Annotated in this window: 29 protein-coding genes and 1 pseudogene; 19 read left to right on the top strand and 11 right to left on the bottom strand. The window is 64.8% G+C overall.

Annotated features, from left to right (window positions below; all coding sequences use genetic code 11):
* Nucleotides 1-237 precede the first annotated feature (237 nt).
* Both ASF22_RS23900 and ASF22_RS23140 read left to right on the top strand, forming a co-directional pair.
* Entirely contained in the window at nt 238-414 is a 177-nt protein-coding gene (locus tag ASF22_RS23900; protein ID WP_156647715.1) for a hypothetical protein, read from the top strand.
* Between the two features lie 227 nt (nt 415-641).
* Nucleotides 642-1,817 carry an ATP-binding protein gene (locus ASF22_RS23140; RefSeq protein ID WP_082483701.1) on the top strand — a complete coding sequence of 392 codons (1,176 nt, stop codon included), beginning with the start codon at nt 642-644 and terminating at the stop codon, nt 1,815-1,817.
* A gap of 201 nt (nt 1,818-2,018) precedes the next feature.
* On the opposite strand, the gene ASF22_RS24625 is transcribed toward ASF22_RS23140, so the two are convergent.
* Nucleotides 2,019-2,213 (bottom strand): hypothetical protein, encoded by a 195-nt coding sequence (locus ASF22_RS24625; protein ID WP_156647713.1) that lies wholly within the window; start codon nt 2,211-2,213, stop codon nt 2,019-2,021.
* 390 nt (nt 2,214-2,603) lie between these two features.
* On the opposite strand from ASF22_RS24625, the gene ASF22_RS13675 reads away from it, so the two are divergent.
* From ASF22_RS13675 to ASF22_RS24905, 4 genes and pseudogenes are all read left to right on the top strand, one after another.
* The gene (locus ASF22_RS13675) at nt 2,604-3,287 is read left to right on the top strand and encodes a thermonuclease family protein (protein WP_056265193.1); all 684 of its coding nucleotides are present in this window, start codon (nt 2,604-2,606) and stop codon (nt 3,285-3,287) included.
* A 334-nt stretch (nt 3,288-3,621) separates the two neighbouring features.
* Nucleotides 3,622-3,771, top strand: coding sequence for a hypothetical protein (locus tag ASF22_RS23890; RefSeq protein ID WP_156647711.1), 150 nt, complete (start codon nt 3,622-3,624; stop codon nt 3,769-3,771).
* A gap of 124 nt (nt 3,772-3,895) precedes the next feature.
* The gene (locus ASF22_RS13670; protein ID WP_056265190.1) at nt 3,896-5,224 is read left to right on the top strand and encodes an MFS transporter; all 1,329 of its coding nucleotides are present in this window, start codon (nt 3,896-3,898) and stop codon (nt 5,222-5,224) included.
* Between the two features lie 133 nt (nt 5,225-5,357).
* Nucleotides 5,358-5,564, top strand: a pseudogene (locus ASF22_RS24905) (hypothetical protein); the annotation flags it as partial.
* Here ASF22_RS24905 and ASF22_RS24900 read toward each other — a convergent pair.
* Nucleotides 5,462-5,809 (bottom strand): hypothetical protein, encoded by a 348-nt coding sequence (locus ASF22_RS24900; protein WP_056265187.1) that lies wholly within the window; start codon nt 5,807-5,809, stop codon nt 5,462-5,464. The pseudogene ASF22_RS24905 and the gene ASF22_RS24900 overlap by 103 nt on opposite strands.
* Before the next feature lie 147 nt (nt 5,810-5,956).
* On the opposite strand from ASF22_RS24900, the gene ASF22_RS23125 reads away from it, so the two are divergent.
* The 4 genes from ASF22_RS23125 to ASF22_RS23120 all read left to right on the top strand — a co-directional run bounded on the left by ASF22_RS23125 (nt 5,957) and on the right by ASF22_RS23120 (nt 8,055).
* Entirely contained in the window at nt 5,957-6,292 is a 336-nt protein-coding gene (locus tag ASF22_RS23125) for a hypothetical protein (RefSeq protein WP_244474283.1), read from the top strand.
* 234 nt (nt 6,293-6,526) lie between these two features.
* Nucleotides 6,527-7,030: a hypothetical protein gene (locus ASF22_RS23885; protein WP_156647710.1), complete on the top strand. Its 504-nt coding sequence runs from the start codon at nt 6,527-6,529 to the stop codon at nt 7,028-7,030.
* Between the two features lie 29 nt (nt 7,031-7,059).
* Nucleotides 7,060-7,326, top strand: a complete 267-nt coding sequence (locus tag ASF22_RS13660; RefSeq protein ID WP_056265184.1) for a hypothetical protein — start codon at nt 7,060-7,062, stop codon at nt 7,324-7,326.
* A 186-nt stretch (nt 7,327-7,512) separates the two neighbouring features.
* On the top strand, nt 7,513-8,055 hold the full coding sequence (locus tag ASF22_RS23120) for a YadA-like family protein (protein WP_162239563.1): 543 nt from the start codon (nt 7,513-7,515) through the stop codon (nt 8,053-8,055).
* A 15-nt stretch (nt 8,056-8,070) separates the two neighbouring features.
* On the opposite strand, the gene ASF22_RS13650 is transcribed toward ASF22_RS23120, so the two are convergent.
* From ASF22_RS13650 to ASF22_RS13640, 3 genes are read right to left on the bottom strand one after another with little or no spacing between them, the layout of a single operon-like run.
* Nucleotides 8,071-9,357 (bottom strand): Y-family DNA polymerase, encoded by a 1,287-nt coding sequence (locus tag ASF22_RS13650; RefSeq protein WP_056265179.1) that lies wholly within the window; start codon nt 9,355-9,357, stop codon nt 8,071-8,073.
* Nucleotides 9,354-9,806: a S24 family peptidase gene (locus tag ASF22_RS13645; RefSeq protein WP_056265176.1), complete on the bottom strand. Its 453-nt coding sequence runs from the start codon at nt 9,804-9,806 to the stop codon at nt 9,354-9,356. The genes ASF22_RS13650 and ASF22_RS13645 overlap by 4 nt, the downstream gene beginning before the upstream one ends.
* A complete protein-coding gene (locus ASF22_RS13640) occupies nt 9,803-10,042 on the bottom strand; it encodes a hypothetical protein (RefSeq protein WP_056265174.1) in 240 nt (79 codons plus the stop codon). The genes ASF22_RS13645 and ASF22_RS13640 overlap by 4 nt, the downstream gene beginning before the upstream one ends.
* Nucleotides 10,043-10,165: 123 nt before the next feature.
* Here ASF22_RS13640 and ASF22_RS13635 point away from each other — a divergent pair, with 123 nt between their 5' ends.
* The 8 genes from ASF22_RS13635 (at nt 10,166) to ASF22_RS13600 (ending at nt 19,212) form a co-directional block, all read left to right on the top strand.
* On the top strand, nt 10,166-10,417 hold the full coding sequence (locus ASF22_RS13635) for a hypothetical protein (RefSeq protein WP_056265173.1): 252 nt from the start codon (nt 10,166-10,168) through the stop codon (nt 10,415-10,417).
* 97 nt (nt 10,418-10,514) lie between these two features.
* Nucleotides 10,515-12,137, top strand: coding sequence for a gamma-glutamyltransferase family protein (locus ASF22_RS13630; RefSeq protein WP_056265172.1), 1,623 nt, complete (start codon nt 10,515-10,517; stop codon nt 12,135-12,137).
* Between the two features lie 148 nt (nt 12,138-12,285).
* Nucleotides 12,286-13,776, top strand: a complete 1,491-nt coding sequence (locus ASF22_RS13625; RefSeq protein ID WP_056265170.1) for an ABC transporter substrate-binding protein — start codon at nt 12,286-12,288, stop codon at nt 13,774-13,776.
* Between the two features lie 16 nt (nt 13,777-13,792).
* On the top strand, nt 13,793-14,737 hold the full coding sequence (locus tag ASF22_RS13620) for an ABC transporter permease (protein ID WP_056265166.1): 945 nt from the start codon (nt 13,793-13,795) through the stop codon (nt 14,735-14,737).
* Between the two features lie 86 nt (nt 14,738-14,823).
* Nucleotides 14,824-15,654 (top strand): ABC transporter permease, encoded by an 831-nt coding sequence (locus tag ASF22_RS13615; protein WP_200927143.1) that lies wholly within the window; start codon nt 14,824-14,826, stop codon nt 15,652-15,654.
* Between the two features lie 2 nt (nt 15,655-15,656).
* Entirely contained in the window at nt 15,657-16,688 is a 1,032-nt protein-coding gene (locus tag ASF22_RS13610) for an ABC transporter ATP-binding protein (protein ID WP_056265164.1), read from the top strand.
* Nucleotides 16,685-17,614 (top strand): ATP-binding cassette domain-containing protein, encoded by a 930-nt coding sequence (locus ASF22_RS13605; RefSeq protein ID WP_056265161.1) that lies wholly within the window; start codon nt 16,685-16,687, stop codon nt 17,612-17,614. The genes ASF22_RS13610 and ASF22_RS13605 overlap by 4 nt, the downstream gene beginning before the upstream one ends.
* 20 nt (nt 17,615-17,634) lie before the next feature.
* Entirely contained in the window at nt 17,635-19,212 is a 1,578-nt protein-coding gene (locus ASF22_RS13600; RefSeq protein WP_056265157.1) for a gamma-glutamyltransferase family protein, read from the top strand.
* A gap of 41 nt (nt 19,213-19,253) precedes the next feature.
* On the opposite strand, the gene ASF22_RS13595 is transcribed toward ASF22_RS13600, so the two are convergent.
* Nucleotides 19,254-20,255 carry an asparaginase gene (locus tag ASF22_RS13595; protein WP_056265155.1) on the bottom strand — a complete coding sequence of 334 codons (1,002 nt, stop codon included), beginning with the start codon at nt 20,253-20,255 and terminating at the stop codon, nt 19,254-19,256.
* A 144-nt stretch (nt 20,256-20,399) separates the two neighbouring features.
* On the opposite strand from ASF22_RS13595, the gene ASF22_RS13590 reads away from it, so the two are divergent.
* Nucleotides 20,400-21,341, top strand: coding sequence for a glyoxylate/hydroxypyruvate reductase A (locus ASF22_RS13590; RefSeq protein ID WP_056265248.1), 942 nt, complete (start codon nt 20,400-20,402; stop codon nt 21,339-21,341).
* A 114-nt stretch (nt 21,342-21,455) separates the two neighbouring features.
* On the opposite strand, the gene ASF22_RS23880 is transcribed toward ASF22_RS13590, so the two are convergent.
* From ASF22_RS23880 to ASF22_RS13570, 5 genes are all read right to left on the bottom strand, one after another.
* The gene (locus ASF22_RS23880) at nt 21,456-22,517 is read right to left on the bottom strand and encodes a hypothetical protein (RefSeq protein ID WP_156647707.1); all 1,062 of its coding nucleotides are present in this window, start codon (nt 22,515-22,517) and stop codon (nt 21,456-21,458) included.
* A gap of 211 nt (nt 22,518-22,728) precedes the next feature.
* The gene (locus ASF22_RS13585; protein ID WP_244474282.1) at nt 22,729-23,178 is read right to left on the bottom strand and encodes a MucR family transcriptional regulator; all 450 of its coding nucleotides are present in this window, start codon (nt 23,176-23,178) and stop codon (nt 22,729-22,731) included.
* Between the two features lie 12 nt (nt 23,179-23,190).
* On the bottom strand, nt 23,191-24,480 hold the full coding sequence (locus ASF22_RS13580) for a hypothetical protein (RefSeq protein ID WP_056265151.1): 1,290 nt from the start codon (nt 24,478-24,480) through the stop codon (nt 23,191-23,193).
* 90 nt (nt 24,481-24,570) lie between these two features.
* On the bottom strand, nt 24,571-24,825 hold the full coding sequence (locus ASF22_RS13575; RefSeq protein ID WP_056265148.1) for a hypothetical protein: 255 nt from the start codon (nt 24,823-24,825) through the stop codon (nt 24,571-24,573).
* Nucleotides 24,826-24,985: 160 nt separating this feature from the next.
* Complete coding sequence (locus ASF22_RS13570) at nt 24,986-25,447, bottom strand: hypothetical protein (protein WP_056265145.1); 462 nt, start codon at nt 25,445-25,447, stop codon at nt 24,986-24,988.
* Nucleotides 25,448-25,449: the final 2 nt, after the last annotated feature.

Genomic DNA, 25,449 nt, shown 5'->3' with positions numbered 1-25,449 from the left:
CCAGATCAGCCCATTGCGCGTCGCTCAGCATCGTCCCTCCTCCATCAGAGAGACGAAAACGCAAGCCCAGCCAATCTGTTCAGGCGACGACAGGCCCTAGCGGCATGCAGGGTCACGAGGAACTTTAAGCGGGAGACGGTGCGATATAATCCGGCGCGGAAACCTCGGAAACTACCTCAAAGCTTTTGGGTGAGGTTGCTGTATAACTCCGGGTCTATGAGCAGCGGGGCGAGTTAGGTGATCGATACAGACGGCATCGTCGACATGCTCCACTGGCTGGCCTTAGGCGTCAGGCTGAACGAAGCCACACTTCGGCGGATTGCCGATGAGGTGCGCGGCGAGGGCAAGGTGCAGACGCGGGACGAGCAGGTCGCGGAAATCCGATGGCGTTTGTTGGAAGCAGCAAAGGCCTAGAACGCAAAAACCCGGCGCGCCATGACAGCGGCCGGGTGGGTGGAAGCGGTCTTGGGATGAGGATGCCTTGTCGCGAAACGCAATCCGCGACGCATTGGGTATGCCAGTGCTTGGCTGCCGCATCGCTTGGATCGCGGTGCGAGCATCGCAGCTAACAATGACTAAAACGAACTAGCGTGCGGCGATAGCTCTTGTTAGATATGGCTAGCGTTAGGAGATCTGCCGCGATGGACCCATTCGCCAACCCGTTTGCCCCAGGGGCCGGAAGCCGTCCGCCGGAACTAGCTGGCCGTGACGACATCCTCGAAAGGGCGCGAATCTCGTGTGGTCGCGCTATCCAAGGTAGGTCGGCTCGCTCAATGATGCTACTCGGCCTCCGGGGTACGGGAAAAACCGTCCTCCTCAGCGAGATCGGTCGGATTGCTGAAGCTGATGGCCTTCTAGTTTCGAAGGTAGAAGCTCCAGAAGGGCAGAGCCTAGCAAAACTGCTCTTCCCAGAGATGCGCAAGGTTTCGCGATCTCTGTCGGGCGTTGAGGCGGCCAAGCATTTTGCTTCGAGGGCTCTTGGTGGTCTCCAAAACTTCGCAGCAGCCTTTAATATCGAAGTGGGAGGCGTTGGCATGGGAGTTAATCCCGCGGCAGAGCCCGGACTTGCTGAAAGCGGCGACATTCAACACGATTTACCGGATCTATTCGGACAGATCGGGCGCGCAGCTAAGGCAGCAGGAAAAGGCTGGCTTCTGCTTATTGACGAGGTTCAATACCTTTCAGAAGCTGATTTGTCCGGCTTGATCGTAGCTCTTCATCGGATGTCTCAAGATTCACTTCCGGTTGTGTTCGTGGGCGCCGGCCTCCCTCAGGTGGCCAGACTCGCCGGCGATGCGAAATCGTATGCCGAACGGCTATTCATTTATCCTCCCGTAGGCCCACTCGATGAAGCGGCTGCATCAAAAGCAATAAAAAAGCCAATCACTGACGAGGAGGCGGACATATCTGCTGCTGGACTTGCAAAAATCTATGCTCTGACTCAAGGTTATCCATTTTTTCTTCAGGAACTTGCATCGTTTTCATGGAACAATGCTGAAGGTCCGCAGATTAGCGAAGAAGATATCGCGGCTTCATATGACGAGACTGTTCGTTCTTTGGATGATGGATTCTTTCGCGTTCGTCTTGATCGACTTACAAAGGCCGAACTTCAGTTTGTGAACTGTATGGCTTCGCTAGGTGACGGCCCATACCAATTTTCTGACGTAGCTCGAACTATGCATAAGGAAGCAAAATCTCTTGGTCCGGCGCGTGCAAGCATCATTGGAAAGGGAATGATCTATAGCACCGATCACGGCTATTTGGACTTTACGGTCCCACTGTTCGCTGATTTTGTCAGAAGACAAAATGCGGAGTGACTGCCTCCACTATGAGGCAAACGATTTGAACAAAAATCGCCTTCGACCATCCGGCTCGCGCGCATCTTCCTGAGTGCGCAACCGACGCGCCGCGTTACGTCCGTGAGCAGGCGCCGGTCCCGGCTGTGCTCTCGCTGCGCTGATCCAGAAAACCCGCTGCGGCTGAAACCGAGCGGGCTTCGGTCCGGTGAGGGTTCTGGGTCAGGCAAGGTCGTTCTGTTCCTCAGGGTCCTCGGGCAGCCGCTCCGCCGGATCGATCGTCTCCTGCGTGTGGCTACCTTCGATCTTCGGAGTCTTCATGATCACCTGATCCATGGGCACGTTCAGAGCGTCCTGCGGATCGGGGGCAGTCGGCGCGGACGTCGCATCACTCGGGGGCGCTTTATTCTCGCTCATCGTTTCCTCGCTGGCTTCTTGGATGAAACCAACGGCTGGGTGACGTGGATGTTCGAGCCGGCGTTTGACCCATCCTCGGTTCGTTGAAGCGACAGAACGAGCAACAAAAACCCGCCGCGGCCGGAGCCGGGCGGGTGAAGGTGGGTCTGGGTTGAAGGCTCGACGTTAGGCGGCCGATTCGCGAGCGGCCATCACATGGGTTGCCCCGATCGCAGGATGGGCTCGGTGCGTCGATCGGCTATCCCGCGCATCGGATATCCCGCGCGCCGCGCGTGAGCCCCTGGATCGCATCGATCAGCTCGCGGTGCTCCCGATGCCGGTCCTCGGCAAGCCGCTGCTCGTGCTGCCGCCGCTCCTCCGCAAAACGTTTCGCTGTGGTAGAAGGCCCGTATGCGCTCTTGGCCGTACCTTTTCGTCCTGCTCCTCGGCACGCCGGCCCTGGCTGATCCGATAGTTGGCCGGGCCAGCGTTACCGACGGTGACACGGTGGTAATCCGCGAAACGCGCATCCGCCTGCACGGGATCGATGCACCGGAGAGCGCTCAGACCTGCAAGGACGCCACCGGCAAGGACTACCGCTGCGGCCAGGCCGCCGCCCTGGCCCTCGCCGACCATATCGGCAAGCGTGTCGTGACGTGCGAGCCCCGGGACACCGACCGTTACGGCCGTGTGGTAGCCGTGTGCCGGGCGGAATCTAAGGATCTGAACGCCTGGATGGTCCGCGAGGGCCATGCCATCGCGTACCGGCGCTATTCCGAGGAGTACGTGAACTCCGAGCTCACGGCGAAGTCTCTTCGGCATGGCATCTGGGCAGGCACGTTCCAAGACCCGTCCGATTGGCGCCGCGAGAAGCGAGCTGGCGGGGAGCATTCGCGGCCCGAAACGCTTGCGGCACCGACCAAGGCCAGCGGGTGCAACATCAAAGGCAACATCTCAGCCGGGGGTGAGCGGATCTACCACCTTCCCGGAACCCGCGACTACGATCGCACCCGAGTCAACGACCGCGCCGGCGAGCGAATGTTTTGCTCAGTGGATGAGGCGAAGGCAGCCGGATGGTGCGCCCCGCGGAGCTGAAGAGGACCCCCTCGACGGCCATGTGACCGCCGCGCTACGCCCGATGTTTCTCGTTCGTTCCACAGGCTGATGCGCTCGCATCCGAAAGGTTGGTGGAGCACATAGGGGACACACCCGCTTCCGGTCCTGTCCCATGCTGCTCGCTTCTCGCACCGTCCTGCATCAACACCGCGAGGTAGCCGCGGTAATGGCCACCTACGGGATGTTCCTCAGCGCCATTCTAGCGCTGGCATGGGCGATCGGCTGAGGTCCTTTGACGTTCAAAGCGTTGCACGGACAGGAACGCTCACGATCACAACAGCTTTGCTTCTTGCAACGATGAGGGAGCGAGAAAGTGATCCAAGCCGATACGCCGCTGCCCGGCGCCGACCTTCAGCCGATCGAGGATGCGCCCGCCTCCCCGAAGCTGCCTGAGCGAGAGGCACCCTCGATCCCGGAAGCAGACGATCCGGAGATCGAAAAGACCGAGGAACAGCCGAGCTGATCGCACGCTGATGGCCTCGGACCGCAAGGCGGCCGGGGCTTCGTTCATCTGTCGCGCTCTAGGAGCGAATAGGGGTAGGATCGGCAAAGACCTGTCACTAGGGCAGGATCGAGGGAAACCGCCTATGACCCAGACGGCCGTGGCAAAACCAGAGCCGACGCCATTCTGGTCAGCGCTCTTCACGGATCGTCGGATCGCACCGGCCCTCGGCCTCGGCTTCACGTCAGGCATCCCGTTCCTGCTCGTCTACTCGACACAGTCGGCCTGGCTGTCCGACATCGGGATTTCGATCGTGACGATCGGGCTCCTCAGCGAGCTGACCCTCGCCTACAAGTTCAAGTTCCTATGGGCGCCGTTCCTCGACCGGTACGATCCGCCCTTGCTCGGCCGCGTCCTCGGGCGACGGCGAGGATGGATCGTCGTTGCGCAACTCGGTGTGATGCTGGCCGCGGCGGGGATCGCCTTCGGTGATCCCGCGCATCAGCTCGCCTGGACCATCGGGTTCTCGCTCGCTCTTGGGTTCGCTGGAGCCACGCTCGACCTCGTGATCGACGGTTGGCGCATCACCAGCGTGCGCCCTCCGGAAAAGCAGGCCGTACTCTCGTCATGGACGGAGATCGGCTGGCGCATCGGCAACCTTGCAGCTGGAGCTGGAGCGCTGTTCCTGGCCGACAGGATCGGCTGGCGCGGCGCCTACCTGTGCATGGGCGCTTTGATGCTGCCGGGCATGATCGCGGCTGTGCTGGCGCCTGAGCCGCCCTCGGACAAGCGTCCCCACCTCGCCAAGTCCGGCTTCCTCGACACGATCTGGGCGCCGATCAGGGAACTCTTGGCCCGGCTCGGGCCCATGGCGCCCGTGATCCTGCTTCTCGTCGCCGGCTTCCGCATGCCGGGCTACGTCGCGAGTGCGATGGCCATCCCGCTGTTCAAGCACCAGGGCTTCTCAAACACCGACATCGCCACCGTCACCAAGCTGTTCGGGTTCTGGATCGCGCTTGCCGGCACGTTCCTGGCCGGCGCGCTCATTCCACGGATTGGCATGCTGCCGAGCCTTCTCATCGGCACCGTGGCGGGCTCGGCCTCGCATTTGAGCCTCGCCTACCTCGCCGCACATGGCGGCGACGGTGGGGCGGCCTTCTGGACCTTCGCAGCTGCCGTGAGCATCGACGGCTTCGCCTACGCTTTCGCGTCTGTCGTGCTGATCACCTACATGTCGACGCTCGCATCGACCGATCACGCAGCAAGCCAGTTCGGCCTGCTGACGTCGCTGTGTGCCTTCCCGGGCAGCGTGCTGGCGGGGCTCTCGGGCTTTGCGATCGAGCGAACCGGCTTCACCTGGTTCTTCGTCGGCACGTCGCTGATCGGGCTGCCGGTGGCCCTGCTCGCCGTCTACGTTTGGGCAAAGGTCGGCATTTCCGATGAGTCTGCGCCGCGGCCCCCTCCGGCGCATTGAGCTGCATACCGCACGGCCGTGGTGCGATCGAAAACCTGCTTAGGGCGATATGGCACCGCGCCTTCGCGTTCCGTCACCCAACGGTCCTCGAAATGCGCTTGTCGGCGAGCGCGATCGTCCATAGCTCCCGGCCATGACTGCGATCCCGTTCGACAACATCTATGTCCGCTTGCCGGACCGCTTCTTCGCCCGCCGTGTGCCGACGCCCGTCGCTGCCCCGCGCCTGATCCGCTTGAACTACGCCTTGGCGGCAAGCCTCGAACTTGACCCGGACTGGCTCGCCGGCCCCGCCGGGGTAGAAATGCCTTCAGGGAACGGCGTCCCTAAAGGCGCCGACCCGACCGCGACGGGTGCCGCCGCGATATCCAGCTCAAGGGCGCGGGGCAGGTAGCGCCCGTCGAGCCCTGCCGGGATCGTTCCGGTCACGGGTAGATCCAGCAGCGTCAGTTCCTCACGCATCGGCGTGTGGACGCCGACCACGAATGGGTGCTGCGTTCCCGGCAGACGGAGCCGGTTGCAGGCTGCCACCAGCGCGACGAGGCCCTCGGCGGCGATGCGCAGGATCGACTCGACAGCATTCGGCATCGGTTGCAGTCTCGGGACTTTGGGGATTACCTGAACAACTGGGTTGGGATTCGCTGTTACATATTCAGCCTAGCCCAAATCTGAGTGTATCCTTATCTACGCACGTTGCGTGTAAATGGCCCCGCTTTTGGCGATACGGAGAAGAACGTGGCTGACGTAACGGGTGATTTGGCAGCAGCGGGTAATATCGAAGGCCCGCCAGCGCGCCTATCTGAAATTTCGCGCCTTGCGACACTTCTGGCTGATCGGGTTCTAGATGCTCAGATCATGAAACGTCCGGTTCTAGACGATGACATTCGCAGTCTTCTTGATGCCGGCTTGCTTCTTAAAGAGTACGGATTCGAGCTCCCGTCTTTACTCGGCCAGATCATGCTCGCCGCTGAAATATCAGAGCCCGACGTGTGTCCAAAGCCGGAGACGGATGCTGAAGAGGTAGGCCGGCTTGCGTGGCTTCTGCGGCCATTCAAGGGTGAAAAAGGCTGAATCCGGCCCGTCATTTTTAGCATGTATTACAGATTGAATTAATTAAAAAATGCAACCAAATGGCTGGCATTTATCTCCGGGCCTGCGGCACACTTGGGGCGTCGATCAGAAGCAACACCGCTCAATTTTTCGATTTTAGCAGCTGCCACACTCCATAAGATATTGACGATCGATGCGATTTCCGCAGGGTAGCGATAGAGAATTTTCGCACATGGGCGGAGGCGGGGGTGGTCAGTGAGCGAAACAGATAAGCTTACGTGGGACTTATCATTGCAACATTCTGATACTCCCGCAATCAGCACTATGTCCGATGATCGCAAAAGCGCGAAATTGACTAACGTTCTTAGGGTGTTTGGCTCATCTGGTGATGGCTATGCTCAATCGGCGCCAAATCGCAACTCGCCGCCGCAGGATTGGTCTCAACTGATAGAACGTGTGCGCTCTGCTGCTCTCCGCGTAAGGGAGGTCGAGGCGGATGCCCACGACCAAGAGTTGCGGGTCCGTGAACTGCTAAAAAATGTTCAGGAGGACATCAAAACTGCAAACGAAAGGGTTCGCGCTGCTGAAGCGCATGCTCGCGATATTCAAAACCGTGCTGATGCCCTGCTTAAGGCGGCAGATGATCGTGTGAGAGCGGCGGAAGAGCGAGCTCGGGTTGCTGAAGAATGGCTAACCCAGCTTTCGATAACGATTATTGATGGGTTCGGTGATAGCAAAACTGAGCGATTGATCGCGTAACCGGATCATACTGATTTTACTTGGCGAACATGGCCAACGCACCCCCGACCACCGGCGAACTCTCTAAAGCGAAGGCCGTGACCGAAGCGGACATCGTCGCTGCGGTGGACGCCTTCATGGCCGATCCGGGCACCACGGCGTTCCTGTTCGGCGAGGGGTATCGCCTCGACCTCGCTGAGGCCGTGCGCGCGCACGAGTGGGCCTCCGTCACAACGGCCAACAAGGATGCGACGGACCACCTGAAGCGCGCCGCCGTGCGTACCGCGATCCTGCTCGCTCGGCCGGAGAAGGTGTGATCCCGAATCGGGAAGAGGCCACCGCCAAACTCTTGAGCCACCCGTAGCCCGTCGGCTGTGGGCAAGATCATAAGGACTTACGTTCAAGGCGCGCATTTGCTGATCTTGCCGGCGATGTGGCTTTTGCACCCTCGTAGGTCTTCCAGGAATCATATTCCTTGGCGGCTCCAAAAAAAGGAGGCGTGCGTGCGTATCTGTGTTGCCCTGGCGCTCGGCGCATTGCCGCTCCCCGCAATGGCTCAGGGTCTTACCTTCGCGGATCCAGTGGCAATTTTCGGCCCGTCACCGATCGGATACCCCTTCACCGTTCCTGGTGGCACGCCAGTTTCCTCGGTCCAGTCGTATATCGCGGTGCTTCCGATGGGCACTGGGCAATATAACGGCTACATTTCGACCAACGATCTGATCGCCGCTTCATCTGAGGCGTCGAATGTGACAGGGCAGGTGAACGCGAATTCGGCGGCTCTCGTCGCTATCGCCAATCGGCTCGACCGGTTCGCGGATCGGTTCCGGGAGGGTATTGCCCTGGCTGGCGCCATCAACGTCCTGCCGCCCAATCCCGGAGACCGCTTCGCCGTGTCGTTCGGTGGTGCAGGATATGACGGCACCGGGGCCGGCTCCGTGGCGATCTCTGCGCGCATCAACGAGAGCACGCTGGCCTATATCGGCTACGCGCGCGGCCCCACGCAGAACCTCGTGAAGGGTGGCGTCGGCTTCTCATTTCGCTAAGCATCAGACCAACCCTCACGCGTGCGCCGTCGGCAGCTCGGCCACCTGCGTGGTGTAGCGTGGGCTGGCGCGCGCTGGCACCACCGACCCCCGCCCGAAGCGCCTGTTGCATTCGTCCATCGCCGCCATGAGTGGGCCGCTGCGCTCGCGGTCAAGCTGGCCGATGAGCGCCCGCGGGCTGTGGCGGAGCGGCATGAGGTCGGTCGTGATGACGCCGGCCTTGCTGTAGCGCCACGGCCGGTCGCCGGGCGCCTCGTGCCAGGTCCGGGCAACGCCGAGCTGCGCGGCCTGGATGAGCACGAGGCTGTCGTTCGTCGCCTCGGGCAGCGTCACGGTGGTGGAAACCGAGCGCATCGGGTCGCCGCGGTCGTGGGTCGAGGTGTGGTAGAAGACCGTCAGCTGGTCGGTGCCCAGCCCCTCGCGTCGTAGCTTCTCGCCCAGGCGCGTCGCGTGCGTCGCCACCGCCTGCTCGACCGTGCCCCGATCCTCCACCCGGCGGGAGAACGACCGGGTCACCGCGCAGCCTTTGCGCTGGGCTGGCACCAGCTCGAGGGGCAGGCACGACAGGCCGCGCAGCTCGTGGATGATGCGCTCGCCCACCACCGTCATCGCCTTGCGCACCGGGCGCGGGTCGAGGTCGCGCAGGTCCGCCACGGTGTCGACGCCCATGGCCTCGATCTTCGCCGCCGAGGCGCGCCCGATCCCCCAGACCTCGGCCGCCGCGATCCGGCAGAGCCAGTGGTCGTAGGACACCGGGTCGGTCAGGTCGCACACGCCGTCGAGGTCCGGCTGCGTCTTGGCGATGTGGTTGGCGAGCTTCGCCAGGGTCTTCGTCGCGCCGATGCCGACGCAGGTCGGGATGCCGGTCCAGGCCCGCACCGTTGCACGCAGATCGCGGGCGAGCTCGATGCGTAGGTCCGGGTGAACGTCCGAAAGGTCGAGGAACGATTCGTCGATCGAGTAGATCTCCACCCGCGGGGAGAAGTCCCGGTAGACCGCGTTCGTGCGCGCGCTCATGTCGCCGTAGAGGGTGTAGTTCGAGGAGAACACCCGCACGCCGTCGCGCCGGCACTGCTCGCGAATCTTGAAGAACGGGTCGCCCATCTTGATCCCGAGGGCCTTGGCCTCGGCCGTGCGGGCTATCGCGCATCCATCATTATTGCTCAGCACAATCACCGGCACCCGGGCGAGCTTCGGGTCGAACACGCGCTCGCACGAGCAGTAGAACGAGTTGCCGTCGATGAGCGCGAGGGCGCGCCCGCCGCCGATCCGATCGCGCAGGCCCGGCGCCGGACCGCTCACGACAGCCGCCCGCGCACCAGGTGCCAGCGGATCGAGAAGCGCAGCACGCCCCAGATCTCGACCTCCCCGTACTCGTCGACGGCGAAGGCAGGCATATCGGGATTGTCGAAGTACAGCCGGGGGCGGTTGCCGGCCATCCGGTAGCGCTTGCACGAGAGCTGCCCGTCGACCACCGCCACGACGACGGAGCCGTCCTCGGCGCGGAGGCTTCGGTCGATACAGGCAAGGTCCCGGTCGTGGATGCCAGCGCCGCGCATGGATTCGCCGCGGACCTGCATGAGGAAGGTCGCCGGCGGGTTCGGTACGAGCCAGCGCGGCAGCTCCAGCGCACCTTCGATGAAGTCGTCGGCCGGGCTCGGGAAGCCGGCGCACAGGGCTTGGCCGATCACCGGCACGCGGACGGCGTCGGCGCCGCCGAGGATCAGTTCATCGACGGAATATGGGCTCACGCGGCGGTACTCACCTCTGCCACGGGCACGGCGCCACGGACGTAGCCCCGCGAGATCAGTCGGTCCCGCTGCATCGTCCGGCGCTCGGCCTCCGCGAGGTCGGCAAGCGCGTCCTCGACCGCTCGCACCAGCGCGGTCCACGCGTCCCCATGGGCGGCCCGATGATACGCCAGGGCAATTCGCTCAGCCTCGGACAGACGGATCTCAACAGGCGGCTCGTGGGGATGGGCGTGCATCTCGCGTCCGACTCCTGCTAGAACAGAGCAGGAACAAACCGCATCTTGGCTGGTGGTTCAATCGATACGGCCAAGTCTGGAAAGGCGCCGGTGGACGCCTGTGGAGTGCGGGGTAGAAGCTCAATGCCGACGCGGCTTTACCGCTTCCACTGCACGGACGGGCACGATCTCGTGGTCGATCTGCGCGGTCGGCGGATTCCGACGGTGGCACTGATGCGCCTTCACGCGGAGCAGGTCGCCCTCGACCTCATGGCCCGGGGCGTGCGGATCGATTGGTCGGCCTGGCACGTCGAGGTCTACGACGAGAAGGGCCGCGCGGTGCTGGCGAAGGCTTTCACCGAGGTTCGGTATGACCGCCGGGCCGGCCGTGACTGAGGGGCGGTGGGCTGGCGTAGGACTTGCCCAACACCCGCAACAGGTCCGGCGCGCGGATGAGTTGGAAGTGCGACGCCGGTTATCCCATGAGGCCCTGATGACATCGTTCAATTGGACCACGGGTTATCCCACGGTGCGCATGCCGATTTTTGGACGCAACGTGGTGGCCACATCCCACGCACTCGCGGCACAGGCCGGCATCCGCATGATCTGGCAGGGCGGCAACGCCGTGGATGCCGCCATTGCGACGGCGGCGGCGAAAACCATCACCGAACCATGCAGCAACGGCCTCGGCTCAGATGCCTTCTGCATCCTGTGGGACGGGCAACAGTTGCATGGGCTGAACGCCTCTGGCGGCGCCCCGGCGGCTTGGACCCGTCGCTACTTCGAACAGAAGTACGGCACCAAGGCCGAACGTCCGCCCTGTCGGGGGTGGGATTCCGTCACGGTGCCGGGCGCCGTCGCCGCATGGGTGGCTTTGAGCGAACGCTTCGGCCGTTTGCCTTTCGCCGACCTTCTCGAACCCGCCATCGAGATTGCCGAGCGTGGCTACCTCGCCCCCATCGTGGTCCAGCAGAAATGGGCGGCCGCCGCCCGGATCGACGAGATCACCAGACAGCCAGGCTTTGCCGAGACCTTTCTGCCCTACGGCCGGGCTCCCCATGTTGGTGAACGTGTCACCCTGCCAGGGATCGCACGAGCCTTGCGAGCCATTGGACAGACCAAGGGGCGGGCCTTCTACGAGGGCGAGATCGCTGAGGCGGTGGAGCGGCACGCGGCGGCCCATGGTGGGGCGATGACGTTGCGCGACATGGCGGCGTACCGCCCCGAATGGGTCACGCCGACGGCTCAGAACTACCGCGGTCACACCCTGCACGAGATCCCACCGAACGGTCAGGGCATCGCCGCACAGATCGCGCTCGGCATCCTGCAGAACTTCGATCTTGCCGGCTTGGCCCCGGACGGCCCGGAGGCCCAGCACCTCCAGATCGAGGCGATGAAGCTCGCATTTGCCGACACCTACCGCTACGTCGCCGACCCCCTGACCATGGAGGTGACCGCGGAAGCCATGCTCGACCCGGCCTACCTCGCCGGACGGGCACAGCTCATCGACCGGCAGCGCGCTCAGGTGTTCGGCGCTGGCAACCCCGTGCGCGGGGGCACGATCTATCTCACTACGGCGGATGAATCCGGCATGATGGTGAGCTTCATCCAGAGCAACTTCATGGGCTTTGGCTCCGGCGTGGTCGTACCCGAATGGGGTTTGTCCCTCCAGAACCGAGGCTACGGCTTCTCCCTCGACCCAACCAGTCCGAACGTGGTGGCGCCGGGGAAGCGCCCGTTCCACACCATCATTCCCGGTTTCCTGACTAAGGACGGCGCACCGATGATGAGCTTCGGCGTCATGGGCGGCAACATGCAGCCCCAGGGGCACGTCCAGACCCTGGTACGGATGCTGGATCATTCCCAGAACCCCCAGGCCGCCTGTGACGCGCCGCGCTGGCGCTTCAACGCCGGCCTAGAGATCAATGCTGAATCCACCATGCCGTCCGCCACGCTTCAGAGCCTCATGGACTACGGGCATCGGGTGGAGGTGATCGAAGACAGCTACCAGGATTTCGGCGCTGGGCAGTTCATCTGGCGTATGGGCGATCCCGCCACCGAGGGCTACGTCGCCGCCAGCGATCCGCGCCGCGACGGACAGGCGGTGGTGTGGTGAGTTCTTTATCCAGCCTCAAGCGAGGGGCTGGCACAGATAATGTATGCACTTTGGCGGTGACGGCCTTCGATCCCTGCGCTTCGTCCCGCGGTGAAGCCACTCGCCTGACCCGCCCATTTCCAGCCTCGCCCATTCCAAGGGAAGCCTGATGCTGCGTCTGTTCGCTGCCTGCCTTGTCGCGGGCTCCGTTTCACTCGTCCCCGTCCAAGCCCAGACTCTTCGCTTCGGATTGATGGAGGATCCGGACGCCCTCGATCCAACCCTGGCCCGTACCTTCGCGGGCCGCATGGTCTTCGCGGCCCTCTGCGACAAGCTCGTGGATATCGGCCCCGACCTGAAACCGGTGGCGCAGCTCGCGACCGGGTGGAGCCTGTCGGAGGACGAGAAGACCCTAACCATGACTCTGCGGGCCGGCGTACTATTCCACGACGGGGAGAAGCTCGACGCGGCGGCGGCGAAGTACAGCATCGAGCGGCATATGAAACTTCCGGGCTCACAGCGTCGCGGCGAAATCGCCCCAATCGATCGGGTCGAGGTGGTGGACGACCTCACCTTCAAGATTGTCCTAAAGACGCCGTTCGCGCCCCTCATGGCGCAGTTCACCGACCGCGCCGGAATGATGGTCTCGCCCAAGGCTGCCGAACGCCTGGGCGACAAATTCTCCACCGCACCCGTCTGCGCCGGCCCGTTCAAGTTCGTCGAGCGCGTGCCGCAAGACCGGATCGTGGTGGAGCGCTTCGACGACTACTGGAACAAGGATCAGATCCGTCTCAAGCGCATCGAGTTCCGGCCGATCCCCGACGGAACCGTTCGACTAACGAACCTCCGCGCCGGCCAGCTCGACCTGCTCGAGCGCCTGACCCCCACCGACCTGCCGCAGGTGACCCGCGACACGAAGCTGAAAGTCGGGTCCATCATCGAACTCGGCTTCCAGTCCATCGTCCTCAACCCGAACAAAGTCGGATCGGCCTTGGCCGATCCGCGCGTGCGCGCCGCCTTCGACCTCGCCATCGACCGCAACGCCCTGAACCAGGTGGTGTTCAGCGGCGAGTTCCTGCCCGGCAACCAGTGGGTCTCACCGCAGCACCCCGCCTACGTGAAGGCGTACCCGGTTCCGAAGCGGGATGTGGCCAAGGCCAAAGCGCTTCTGGCGGAGGCCGGCGTCCCGAAGCCGGTCGTCACCATGACGGTCTACGCCAACAACGAGGCGCCCCAAGTGGGCCAGGTCATCCAGGCGATGACCCGCGAGGCCGGCTTCGACGTGAAGATCCAAGCCATGGATTTCACGACGGCGCTCGACGCCGCCGATAAGGGTAGTTTCGACGCCTACCTCTATTCGTGGAGCGGCCGGCCGGACCCGGACGGGAACACCTTCAGCTTCCTCGCCTGCAAGACGCCCCTAAACTACGCGCACTACTGCGACCCGGAGGCGGACGCAGCTCTGGCTGCCGAGCGCGCCACCATCGATCCGGCCCACCGCGCCGAGGCCTGGAAGCGCCTAGCCGACAAGGTGATGGCCGACCGGCCGCTGATCTACCTGTTCCACCGAAAGTTGTTCTGGGCCTACTCCACGAAACTGTCAGGCTTCACGCCCTATCCCGATGGCCTCGTGCGCTTTACCGGCCTCACGTTGAACTGAGCGAGGAGCCCAGCCAATGCTGCGCTTTCTCGTCCAACGTCTGGCGCTCGCGATCCCCACTCTGGTGATCGCGTCGATGATCATCTTCACCCTGCAGCAATTGCTGCCGGGCGACACCGCGACGGCGCTGTCGGGGGAGGAGCGCGACCCCGAGGTCATCGCCTTCATCCGGCAGAAGTACCATCTCGATCAGCCCCTGCCAGTGCGCTACGTCCTCTGGGCCGGCGGCGTGCTCCAGGGCGATCTCGGCGGGTCGATCCGCCTGCAGAAGCCGGTCATCGACCTCGTGGTCGAGAAGCTGCCCGTCACCCTCGAACTCGCTTGCCTCGCCATGCTGGTGGCCCTCGTCATCGGCGTACCCATGGGCATCCTGTCGGCGGTGAAGCGCGGCACCGCCGCCGACACCATCGCCAACGGCGTGGCGCTGTGGGGCCTGTCGGTGCCGAATTTCTGGCTCGGCATCCTCATGATCCTGCTGTTCTCCGTGCAGCTCGGTTGGCTTCCGGCCTCGGGCTACGTCTCGCCCTTTGAAAGCCTGTCCGAGAACCTGCGCGCCATGGCGATGCCGGCCTTCGTACTTGGCAACGCCATCGCGGCGGTGATGATGCGCCACACCCGCGCGGCCATGCTGGGCGTGCTCGGCTCGGACTACGTCCGCACCGCGCAGGCCAAGGGCGTCTCGCCGCTGCGCCTGATCCTGCGCCACGCCCTACCCAACGCGGCGATCCCGATCATCACCCTGGGCGCCCTCGAATTCGGGCAGCTTCTGTCGGGCGCGGTACTCACCGAGCAGGTGTTCTCCGTGCCGGGCTTCGGCAAACTGATGGTCGATGCGGTGTTCAACCGGGATTACGCCACCGTCCAGGGCGTCGTGATCTGCACCGCAACGACCTACGTCCTCCTCAACCTCGCGGCGGACCTGCTGGCCGCCTTCGTCAACCCGAAGCTGAGGCGCGCGTGAGCAACGTCGGCATCACCCGGCCGGGCATCATCGAACCGGGCACAGGGCTTCCACCGGCATCGCCGCTCCGTGCTGAGCCCGGACCGATCCGTGAATTTTGGGTGCGCCTCGCCGCGCGCCGCACCGCCATGGGGGGCCTTGTCATCGTGGTCGCGCTGATCCTGATGGCGGTCTTCGCCGACTTGATCGCGCCCTACGACCCCATCGCCACCGATTGGAGCGCCATCCGCGCGGCGCCGAGCCTCGCCCATCCCTTCGGCACCGACGAGGTCGGGCACGACGTGCTGTCGCGCATCGTCTTCGGGGCGCGCGCGTCGCTGGGCGCGGGCCTGACTTCGGTGGCTCTCGCGGTGGCGTTGGGGCTGCCGTTCGGGCTGATCGCCGGCTATGCGGGCGGCGTCCTCGACCTGCTGATCATGCGCCTCACCGACGCGCTTCTGGCGATCCCGTTCCTCATCCTGGCCATCGCGCTGGCGGCCTTCCTTGGGCCCAGCCTCACCAACGCCATGGTGGCGATCGGCCTGTCCGCGACCTCGACCTTCGTGCGTCTAACCCGCGCGCAGGTGCAGGCCGTGGCGGCGGAGGAGTTCGTGGAAGCCGCCCGTGCCGTGGGCAACCCACCCTGGCGCATCGCCATCCGCCACATCGTGCCCAACATCGTCCCGGCGATCCTGGTCCAAGCCACGCTGACCATCGCGGCCGCCATCATCGCGGAGGCGAGCCTGTCCTTCCTCGGCCTCGGGCAGCAGCCACCGGAGCCGTCCTGGGGCTCGATGCTCAACGTCGCCAAGAACTTCCTCGAACAGGCGCCCTGGATGGCGATCTGGCCCGGCGCCTCGATCTTCCTCGCCGTGCTGGCCTTCAACCTTCTGGGCGACGGCCTGCGCGACGCCCTCGACCCGCGGCAGAGGACCTGAGGATGACGCAGGTTTCCGAGAAGACCCTGCTCGATGTCCGCGACCTCGGCGTCGCCTTCGACAGCGAGGGCGGCGCGGTCCACGCCGTCAACGGCGTGTCCTACACCCTGGCCGAGGGCGAGACCCTCGGGATCGTCGGCGAATCCGGGTCGGGCAAGAGCGTGCACGTCCTGGCGATGCTGGGCCTGATCCCGCGCCCGCCCGGCCGCATTACCAGCGGCCAGGTGCTGTTCCGGGGCCGCGATCTCCTGAGCCTGCCGGAAAAGGACCTGCGAACGGTCCGGGGCGGCGAGATCGGCTTCGTGTTCCAGGACCCGATGTCGTCGCTCAACCCCGGCATGACCGTGGCGGCGCAGATCGTCGAGCCCCTGCGCATCCATCTCGGCCTCGACGGCCGGGCCGCCCGCGCCCGTGCGAAGGACCTCCTCGACCTCGTGCGGATTCCCAATGCCGGCGCGCGCCTCGACCAGTATCCGCACGAATTCTCCGGCGGCCAGCGCCAGCGGGTGATGATCGCCATCGGCCTGTCCTGCCGTCCGAAGCTCCTCATCGCCGATGAGGCGACGACGGCCCTCGACGTCACCGTGCAGGCCGAGATCATCGCTCTGGTGCAGGAGCTGAAGCGCGAGATCGGCATGGCGATCATCTGGATCACCCACGATCTTGGCGTGGTGGCGGGCATCGCCGACACCGTGCAGGTGATGTACGCGGGCAGCATCCTCGAACGCGGCCCCGTGGACGACATCTTTCGCGATCCGCGTAGCGCCTACACCCTCGGCCTCCTGCGCTCCCTGCCCGACCTCAGCCGGGGCCAGGCCGGGCGCCGGCGCCTGCATCAGATCGAGGGCGCGCCGCCCGACATGCGGTATCCGCCACCGGGCGACCCCTTCGCAGAGCGCAACGCCTACGCGACGCCGCGCTGCCTGACCGAACCGCCGCCCCTCGCCCAGGCGCCCGGCGCCGTGCCGGGCCATCTCGTCGCCGCTTGGTACGACCTGCCGGCGCTGCTGGCCGTGGAAGGTTCGGTGCGATGAGGCCGGAACCTGCCAACCGCTATCCGCTGCTCTCGGTCCGCAACCTCAGCAAGCACTACCCATTGCGCACGTGGTGGGGCGGGCAGGGCTCGGTCTTCCGCGCCGTGGAGAACGTGAGCTTCGACATCCGCCCCGGCGAGACCCTTGGCCTCGTCGGCGAGTCCGGCTCCGGCAAATCGACCATCGGGCGAGCGGTGACGATGCTGAACCCGCCGAGCGCCGGCACCGTCGCGTTCGAGGGTTCCGACCTCGCCAAGCTCAACGGCCGGGAGATGCGCCGGATGCGCGCCCGCATCCAGATGGTGTTCCAGGACCCCTACGCCGCTCTGAACCCGCGCATGAGCATCGGCGACTACGTGGCGGAGCCCTTCCGGCTCCACCGTCCCGGCATGGCTCGCGCCGAGCGCCGCGACGAGGTCGAGGGTCTCCTCGGCCGGGTCGGCCTCGATCCACGTTTCGCCCGGCGCTACCCGCACCAGTTCTCCGGGGGCCAGCGTCAGCGTATCTGCATCGCCCGCGCGATTGCGCTGAAACCGAGCTTCATCGTTGCAGACGAGCCCATCGCCGCCCTCGACGTCTCAATCCAGGCCCAGGTGGTCAACCTGCTGCAGGACCTGCAAGACGAACTCGGCATCTCGTACCTTTTCATCTCCCACGATCTGCGCATGGTGCGTTACCTATGCCAGCGCGTGGCCGTGCTCTGGCACGGTCGTATCGTCGAGCTCGCCGACGCAGACGCCCTCTACGACGATCCGCGCCACCCCTACACCCGCCGCCTCCTCGGCGCCGTTCCGGTGCCGAACCCGGGCGAGGAGCGCGCCCGGCTCGCGGGCGCTGCCCGGATGCCCCAGGCCGACCCGGAGGCCATAGGGGCTCTGGTCGAAGTTGCCCCCAGCCATTGGGTCGCGGGCGGCCCTCACTCCTGACACGTCGAGGATACGCTGCTGTGAGAGACTTCTCGAAGCCGGGACGTTCGCCCGTCTATGCCGCCAACGCGGCTGTCGCGACCTCGCATCCCCTCGCGACCTTGGCGGGGATCGAGGTGCTGCGCTCCGGCGGCAACGCCGTCGACGCTGCCATCGCGGCCGTGGCCGTGCAGGGCGTGGTCGAGCCGGCCATGACCGGGATCGGCGGCGACTGCTTCGTGCTCTACACGCCGAAAGGCGTATCCGCGCCCGTCGCCCTCAACGGCTCGGGCCGCAGCCCGGCGGCCGCCCACGATGCCTGGTACCTCGAACGCGGCCTCGCCATCGGGCCGACCTCGCCCCACGCCGTCACGGTGCCGGGCGCCGTGGCGGCCTGGGCGAAACTTCTGGCCGATCACGGCACCCGTTCGCTCGGAGAACTCCTGCAGCCGGCGATCGCCTGCGCCGAGGACGGCTACGCCGTGCAGCCCCGCGTCGCCTTCGACTGGGCCCGCAACCGCGACAAGCTCCGCGCCGATCCGGGCTCGGCCGCCGCCTACCTCGTCGACGGCGAGGCGCCGAAGGTCGGCACCTTCATGCGCCATCCCAAACTCGCCGCCACCCTGCGGCGCATCGCGGAGCACGGGGCGAAAGGATTCTACGAGGGACCGGTGGCCGAGGACATGGTCGATCGCCTGCGGGCGCTCGGCGGCCTCCACACCCTGGCGGATTTCGCGGGGGCCGCACCCGAATACGTCACCCCGATCACCACCCGCTATCGCGGCTACGACGTCTACGAATGCCCGCCCAGCGGCCAGGGCCTCGCCGCCCTAATGATGCTCAACGTGCTGTCGCACTACGACGTCGGCGCCCTGTCGGAGGTCGACCGGGTCCACCTCTTCGCCGAGGCGTGTAAGCAGGCCTACCACCACCGCGACGCCCTGTTCGCCGATCCCGTGGTTGCCGCCGTGCCGGTGGAGCACCTGCTGTCGGAGGCGTGGCGGGCCTCGGCGCGGGGCGCCATCGACATGGGCCGCGCGCGAGACCCGGTGCTGTGGCCGGAGGTCCGCCACACCGACACGGTCTACCTCTGCGTGGTCGACCGCGACGGCAACGCCATCTCGCTCATCAACTCGATCTTCCAGGGCTTCGGCAGCGGCATCACCGCGCCGGAAAGCGGCGTGCTCCTGCACAATCGCGGGTTCTCGTTCCGGGTCGAGCCCGGCCATCCCAACACCATCGGACCGTCGAAACGCCCGATGCACACCATCATCCCGGGCATGCTCATGCGAGACGGCCGGGTGGTGGCGCCGTTCGGCGTCATGGGCGGGCACTACCAAGCCATGGGCCATGTCGAGCTCCTCACCGGCCTCATCGACCGGAGCCTCGACGTGCAGGAGGCCCTCGACGCCCCGCGCAGCTTCGCCTACGGCGGCGGCGTCGAGCTCGAGGGCGGTTTTTCCCCGGGCATCGCCGCGGCCCTAGCGGCCCGCGGCCATGTCACCATCCCGGCGCCCCTGCCCATCGGCGGCGGCCAGATCATCTGGATCGACCCCGAAACCGGCTTGCGCGCCGCCGGCTCCGATCCGCGCAAGGACGGTTGCGCCCTGGGGTATTAGCGGCGGGGCGAGGCAGAGGATGGAGGCGAGCTGGTCTGTGCTCAATAGGTCGCGAAAATCTCGGCGATGGCCGCGGGTTTACGCGTAACCGTAAGGGCGAGCGCCAGCAGGATACGAGCCTTCTGAGGGGTGAGGTTGTCGGCGCTTAGGATCCCACGCTCGGCCAAGCGCGTGGTGAGCGGTACGACCCCACTGCCGGCCCGAGTCGATTGCACAACAATGACGCCGGCTGAAACCGCTTCCTCAAGAGCATCAGCTTCGCCCGGCGGGGTCATACCAGGCGCGAGGCCCGCGGAGACAATGCCGCGCGCACCCGCGGCGACGAACGCCCTTACCGCCGTGCCGTCGGCGTCAGCATACGCGTAGGTCACGTCCACCCGCGGCAGCGCCGCGCAGCCGCGGATGTCGAAGGGCGTCCCGGGGGCGTGGCGGCGCTCCGAGCGACGGTAGTAGCGCACCGACGCGCCATCGACCTGCCCGAGGACTCCAAAATCCGGCGTTCGGAAGGTCTGGAGCCGTGCCACCGAGGTCTTGGTGACGTCGCGGGCGGCATGGATCTCGTCGTTGAGCACCACCAGAACGCCTCGTTCGCGTGAGGCGGGGGCAGCGGCGGTGCGCAGGGCGGCCACGAGGTTCAGTCCCGCATCGCTCGACAAGGCGCTAATGGGACGCTGAGACCCCACGAGCACGACGGGACAGGCCACCGTCAGGGTTAGGCTCATGGCATAGGCCGTCTCTTCCAGGGTGGCTGTGCCGTGGCCAATGACGATACCGGCGAGATCGGGGTGCTGTTGAACCAAGCGCTCGCACAGCCACACCAGATCGCGCCATTCGGTAAAGCCGATCGCGGGGCTCGCCACCGCCCGGAACGGCACGGCCACGACCTCGGCAATCAACCGCACCTCCGGCACCCGGTCGAGGATCGCATCCGCTGTCAGCCGGATGCCGGTGGCCGTGTAATCGAGGATGTCGAGGCTGTCGGTGCCGAGAGACGAGATCGTGCCACCGGTGCCGATGAACGCCACTTTCGGTCGGTTCGGCATTCTGTGTTTCTCCGCCGCAGCGCAGGATAGAACGGTCGCGGCCCGTCCGGCTCCACATCGGAGGCGGAGACCGGGCACGAGATGCTTGCATGCACGATCCCTGCCGAGGCGCTGGAGGTGTCGCGAGCCAAGGAGCCGACGCCTATGCCCACCCCTCTGCTGCTCGAGACCAGCCTCGGCCCGGACGAGGAGGCGGAGTGGCTCGCCGCATTGACGGTCGCCATGCCCGACGAGGCGATCATCACTGGCGGCGACGACGCCGCAATTCGTCGCAACGCCGAGATCGCCATCGTGGCGAACCCGCGTCCCGGATCTCTACAAGACCTCCCACGCCTCCGGTGGGTGCAAAGCCTCTGGGCCGGCGTCGATGCTCTGCTTGGGGATGCTACCGTTCCGGACGTCCCGGTCGTGCGCCTTGTCGATCCGTCGCTCGCCGGAGCTATGGCCGAAGCCGTCGCGGCGGCGGTACTGTATCTCCATCGCGACCTCCACCTCTACGCGAGCCAGCAGCGGCGCAGGGAGTGGCGGCCGCACCCGGTCCGGTCCGCGGATCACCGTAGGGTCACCATCCTGGGCATGGGCGAAATGGGTCGCGCCTCCGCCGCCCTGCTCAGGACCATCGGCTTTCCCGTATCAGGCTGGAGTCGCTCCGGCGCCGATTGTAAGGGCGTCACCGTCCACTCAGGACGCGAGGGCTTGTGGAGCGCATTGGCTCAGGCCGACATCCTGGTGAACCTGCTTCCTCTCACGCCGACCACGCGAGGCGTTCTGAACCGGGACGTCTTCGGGCGTCTTCCACGGGGCGCGGGCCTCGTGAACTACGGTCGCGGTGCCCACGTCGTCGAGGCGGACCTGTTGGAGGCGCTCACGATGGGCTTGGTGGGGCATGCCGTCCTCGACGTCTTCGAGAACGAGCCGCTGCCCGTGGATCACCGCCTGTGGGCAACCCACGGCGTGACGATTCTTCCACACGTGGCGGCGCCAACGAGCCGATCCTCCGCCGCCGATATCGTGGCCGGCGCGGTGCGCACATACCGGCTGACCGGCTACATCCCGCAAGGTGTGGATCGAACTCGCGGATACTGAACGCAGTGGTGGGACTGTTGTCGCATAAGCAGCCACTCGATCTCACCAATCCAAAGAGCTGACGAAAGGTCCACCGGCTCAGCGCACTCTACAAATCCCACCCACACCTGCGCGCTAGTTGGGCACGGACAGGCAGCGCTGCCCTCTCCCGCAACTATTGGGCGGTCCCACTGAGACGATTTTTACTCCCTTGCCATCAAGATCGACCAGGAGAGCGCGGGTGGCGACAGACGGGGCAGTGATGCCTTCCACCGGATGAACTTTGACGAATAGAGTTGGATCGGCACTACTGACGATTAGGCCCTTCGTGTGACCATAGTAGTTTGGTTTGATGCTGACTGACCCATCAGCGTCCGCCTGAATAAGAGCGTGAAAGTCGCCTTTCCCATCGCTTGAGATGAGGTGGATCATCTGCGACGGCGAGGCACCGGTTTTCGTCGTTTTCCCGATCTCTGCGAACTCTGTTGCCGACCCGTGATCAGTTTTGATGGCGTTCTTCCAACCTGCCGTTCCCTGCGCGCCGATGTGCAGGCCGTTCATCTGGCCATCGACCTTCGAATTCCACTCGCCTGTGATCCAGATGCCGTCGGCGTTTGATCCGGCCCAGCCCGATGCTGGAGCCACCAAGTTCATATCTACTTCGACGCCGTATGCTTGGCCGTTAAAGCCGCTCGCAGGCGGTACCCCGGAAGAATCAAAGTTCTTGGTCGTAAAATTGGCTCCCCATGCTTGAGCTTTTGAGACAGCCATATGCGCCCCTCCATAGACGCCAACAGCGGGCGCAGCGATTGAAGAGGTTCTCGCCACACCCAGTATTCCAGATATGATTATTAATCCGGACGTATTTTTGCTAATAATATTAGCATCTGCCGTAGCGGGGATTTCGATTGCACCAGTTATCGCAGACACGACGCCATAATCACCACCACCAGGCATTAGTTTCTGAGGCGGATTTCCAATTTCTACAGAAAAACCGGAATAAGCTCCTCGCAAATTTGACCAGCTTGGCGGCACAACACTAATTATTGATGGACTATTCTCCCCAGCGTTCGCGGCAGCAATTGGAATTGGAATATTATTGTTTACTGGAGCCGCATTATTTTGTGGAACTATTGCAGGCTGAGCCAGCGCACCACTACTTAGCAGCATACACAACGCAAGCACGACGATTCGCATAACAACCTCCACTCTTTTTCTTATTGTCTGTATCATGCCAAACGGCAGGCGAAACCTACGTTGAACCCCCAATCGCACGGCAGAACGTAGCTATGGCATCGTTCGGGATGCCAGCACTAAAAAAAATTCGCCGCGGCGTAAGCCAGGCGAGTTCCTTAATGACGGTGTCGATTAAACTACCGTGGAACCAAGAGTTAGGGCGCTTTCGTGCTTAAGCAGCCTTCTTTCGTCTAGGGGCCGCCGCCGGCTGTGCAGCCTCGCTACGACCGCTCGGACGACCGAGGCCGATGGACTTCGCCAGGGCCGAGCGCTGCGCTGCGTAGTTCGGGGAGACCATCGGATATTCGGCGGGCAGGCCGAAGCGTTGGCGGTAGCCCTGCGGATCGAAGCCGTGCCCCGTCAGGTGCCGCTTCATGGTCTTGTAGGTTTTGCCATCCACGAAGCTGACGATGCCGTCTGGCGTGACGGACTTGCGGATCTGCGCGGCGGTGGGCTTTTCCGTCGGTGCCGTCGGTGATGACTGCGACGCCTCCGGCGCCGTACCGGCGGCGAGGGCGCTCAGCGCCGCATGGACGTTACAGATCAGCGCCGGCAGCTCGGCCACCGGCACCGAGTTGTTCGACACGTAGGCCGAAACGATATCACCGGCCAGATCGATCAAAGCCGTTCTCATTTAGACTGCTCCTGCGAAGATGATGCGGTTGGCGATGCCGACGGGCGGCAGGACGTTGAAGGGCTGTCCGCCGCCGGGATTGGAGAGCCCGAAGTTGAAGGTGCGCGGGTCGGGCGTGGGCGACTGCGCGGACTCGGTGTTTCGCCACAGGTTGGTGACGTTGGTGCCGGTGCCTGGCTGGACGACGTCGAGCTGGCCGTACTTGACGAAGGCGTAGCTCGGGTACGTCACCGTCACGGCCCCGCCCGGCAGCGTCACGGGGAGATTCAAGAGCGTCAGAATGCGGGCCTCGTTGCCGCCGACGGACGCCAGTCGGTCGCCCGCGATGCTGGGGAGGCGGCCGGCGGCCCCGCCACCCATGTCATCGCGCCCGGCGATCATGCGGCCACGTGTGTCGGGGAGCTGGAAGCTGTAGCCATCCGCGCCGTTGCCGTAGGGACAGAACCGCAGAAAGACCTGGGTGCCGGACTGCGTCGCCGGGTTCGATAGAACTGCTTGATTGCCTGCGACCGCGCCAAGAAAGGTGCCGGCCGGGATGCCCGGGCCTTCAACGGCAGCGCCGATCAGGCCATACCCTCCCAACGGGACAGCGAGGTTGGTGATGGTCGCCGATCCGACGGTCAGATCGCATGGAATGCGCGACGTCAGTGCCTCGAACAGGGCGGGGTAGGCGGAGCGGACGAGGTAGTCGCCGTTCGCAAAGCGCCAATTCAAGGGCGGGGAAATCCCGGCGTATTCGACCATCGTGCCGACCGGCACGATGCCGAGAGACGGTGCCGCATGCGTCGGGTCGACCTGCCCGATACCAAGCACGCGGGCGTCAACAGCCCGATCCTCGAGCTGCGGATGTGCGACAGCCTTAAGGCCGATCTTCTCGCGGGTGATGGCGCCGTCTGCGACGACCATGGCCTGCGAGAGGTCGGCCACGAATTCCCAGGTGCCCGTAGAGCCGGCTGGATCACTCCCGACGTTGGCGGTCAGCGCCCGGTAGAGACCAGTTCCGCGCGTGACGGTGTCGTTCAGGGTGTAGGCAGTGCCCGCGGCCCAAGGTCGGGACGGGCCGAACCCAACCGCGACGTCTGCAGCCAGCGCATTGCGCCCGACGGACCCGTTGGCGAGCTTTCCATCGGCTCGAATCAGGGTCCGGAGCGTGCCGGTGATGTCGTTGATGGCGTTGTTGGTCTGGTCGAGGTCGGTGTCGAGCTGCGTGCCCGCGAAAGTGCCGTTTCCGAGCCCCTGAGCGAAGCCGGTGAACGAGTATTGGCGCCGGATAGTGGACGGAAAGGCCATGTCTCTGAATCCTAAATCTGACGGCAGGACCGAGTCGGGCGGCACGCTCATCGACGGCGCGATGGCGGTGCAGCGATGGTGCGCATGGCTTCAGGCGGCCTCGGTCACGGTCACAACGACTGCGCCGCCGAGCCACGAGGTCACGGCCTCCAGAGACGTGAAGCGATGCTCAATCTTGCTGAACGGGTGCGGCCGGCGCTCGGGCGGGAGGTCCTCCAGCAGTTCCGCGTGCCATCCGCGGGGCTCGCCATAGCGCGAGACGCTGCGGACCACGCTGCCCATGACGACCCCGTCATGGACGAGGTCGTAGCTGCCGGCGGCGAGGTGGTGGAGCTCGTAGGTCATCGCGGGCGCGCCCTCTACCTGCCCCGTTGTACAGGCTCGTCCAAGCGGGCGAGCACGGTTGCTCGGCTGATCGGACGAAGCTGCAACCCAGGCACAGGGAAGCGATGCGCGATCGCAACGCGACCCGATACCAGCGGCGTGGCAAGCCCGATGTCGAAAATCATGGCGTCTTTCCGATACTGACGATGTTGCTTGGCGCGCCCCAGTTCGCTGAGCCGGTGTCGAGAAGCAGGCGCGCGCGAGCCATGAACACCGGCGACACCGTGCTCCAGTTGTCCGTAGCCCGTTGAATCTGACCCCGCTCTTCGAGGGTGAGATCGACCTCGCCCCCGTCAGCGATCTTCAGAGCTATGGTAAAGCGCTCGAACGCAGCCGCCTCTGGTAGCTTCTCGTCGGGCCATGCCCGGGTCAGCGCTGTTATGCAGATCGCGCGCAAGGTGATCGGGACAACCTTCGGCTCCTGAAGTCGAACAAAGCCACCATCGCCCCCGGGAACAAAGACCGGGTCGCCATCGTCGCCGGTGACAGGCACAAGGACATTGCGTCCAGACGGCGTCAGTTCCGGCTCGTACTGTACACGACCAAGAGCATCTACGATCTCAGTGTCGAAATTTACCAGCATTT

This window comes from Methylobacterium sp. Leaf87, assembly GCF_001422775.1.
GTDB lineage: Bacteria > Pseudomonadota > Alphaproteobacteria > Rhizobiales > Beijerinckiaceae > Methylobacterium.
The sequence above is the reverse complement of the archived record's forward strand: the minus strand, read 5'-3'. Positions and strand labels throughout refer to the sequence as shown.

What these genes read in the sequence shown, in the direction of transcription:
- ASF22_RS23140 (WP_082483701.1), top strand. Translation starts at nt 642, where the DNA reads ATGGACCCATTCGCCAACCCGTTTGCCCCAGGGGCCGGAAGCCGTCCG.
- ASF22_RS24625 (WP_156647713.1), bottom strand. Translation starts at nt 2,213, where the DNA reads ATGAGCGAGAATAAAGCGCCCCCGAGTGATGCGACGTCCGCGCCGACT.
- ASF22_RS13675 (WP_056265193.1), top strand. Translation starts at nt 2,604, where the DNA reads ATGCGCTCTTGGCCGTACCTTTTCGTCCTGCTCCTCGGCACGCCGGCC.
- ASF22_RS13670 (WP_056265190.1), top strand. Translation starts at nt 3,896, where the DNA reads ATGACCCAGACGGCCGTGGCAAAACCAGAGCCGACGCCATTCTGGTCA.
- ASF22_RS24900 (WP_056265187.1), bottom strand. Translation starts at nt 5,809, where the DNA reads ATGCCGAATGCTGTCGAGTCGATCCTGCGCATCGCCGCCGAGGGCCTC.
- ASF22_RS13660 (WP_056265184.1), top strand. Translation starts at nt 7,060, where the DNA reads ATGGCCAACGCACCCCCGACCACCGGCGAACTCTCTAAAGCGAAGGCC.
- ASF22_RS13640 (WP_056265174.1), bottom strand. Translation starts at nt 10,042, where the DNA reads ATGCACGCCCATCCCCACGAGCCGCCTGTTGAGATCCGTCTGTCCGAG.
- ASF22_RS13635 (WP_056265173.1), top strand. Translation starts at nt 10,166, where the DNA reads ATGCCGACGCGGCTTTACCGCTTCCACTGCACGGACGGGCACGATCTC.
- ASF22_RS13630 (WP_056265172.1), top strand. Translation starts at nt 10,515, where the DNA reads ATGACATCGTTCAATTGGACCACGGGTTATCCCACGGTGCGCATGCCG.
- ASF22_RS13625 (WP_056265170.1), top strand. Translation starts at nt 12,286, where the DNA reads ATGCTGCGTCTGTTCGCTGCCTGCCTTGTCGCGGGCTCCGTTTCACTC.
- ASF22_RS13620 (WP_056265166.1), top strand. Translation starts at nt 13,793, where the DNA reads ATGCTGCGCTTTCTCGTCCAACGTCTGGCGCTCGCGATCCCCACTCTG.
- ASF22_RS13610 (WP_056265164.1), top strand. Translation starts at nt 15,657, where the DNA reads ATGACGCAGGTTTCCGAGAAGACCCTGCTCGATGTCCGCGACCTCGGC.
- ASF22_RS13605 (WP_056265161.1), top strand. Translation starts at nt 16,685, where the DNA reads ATGAGGCCGGAACCTGCCAACCGCTATCCGCTGCTCTCGGTCCGCAAC.
- ASF22_RS13595 (WP_056265155.1), bottom strand. Translation starts at nt 20,255, where the DNA reads ATGCCGAACCGACCGAAAGTGGCGTTCATCGGCACCGGTGGCACGATC.
- ASF22_RS13590 (WP_056265248.1), top strand. Translation starts at nt 20,400, where the DNA reads ATGCCCACCCCTCTGCTGCTCGAGACCAGCCTCGGCCCGGACGAGGAG.
- ASF22_RS23880 (WP_156647707.1), bottom strand. Translation starts at nt 22,517, where the DNA reads ATGCGAATCGTCGTGCTTGCGTTGTGTATGCTGCTAAGTAGTGGTGCG.
- ASF22_RS13580 (WP_056265151.1), bottom strand. Translation starts at nt 24,480, where the DNA reads ATGGCCTTTCCGTCCACTATCCGGCGCCAATACTCGTTCACCGGCTTC.
- ASF22_RS13575 (WP_056265148.1), bottom strand. Translation starts at nt 24,825, where the DNA reads ATGACCTACGAGCTCCACCACCTCGCCGCCGGCAGCTACGACCTCGTC.
- ASF22_RS13570 (WP_056265145.1), bottom strand. Translation starts at nt 25,447, where the DNA reads ATGCTGGTAAATTTCGACACTGAGATCGTAGATGCTCTTGGTCGTGTA.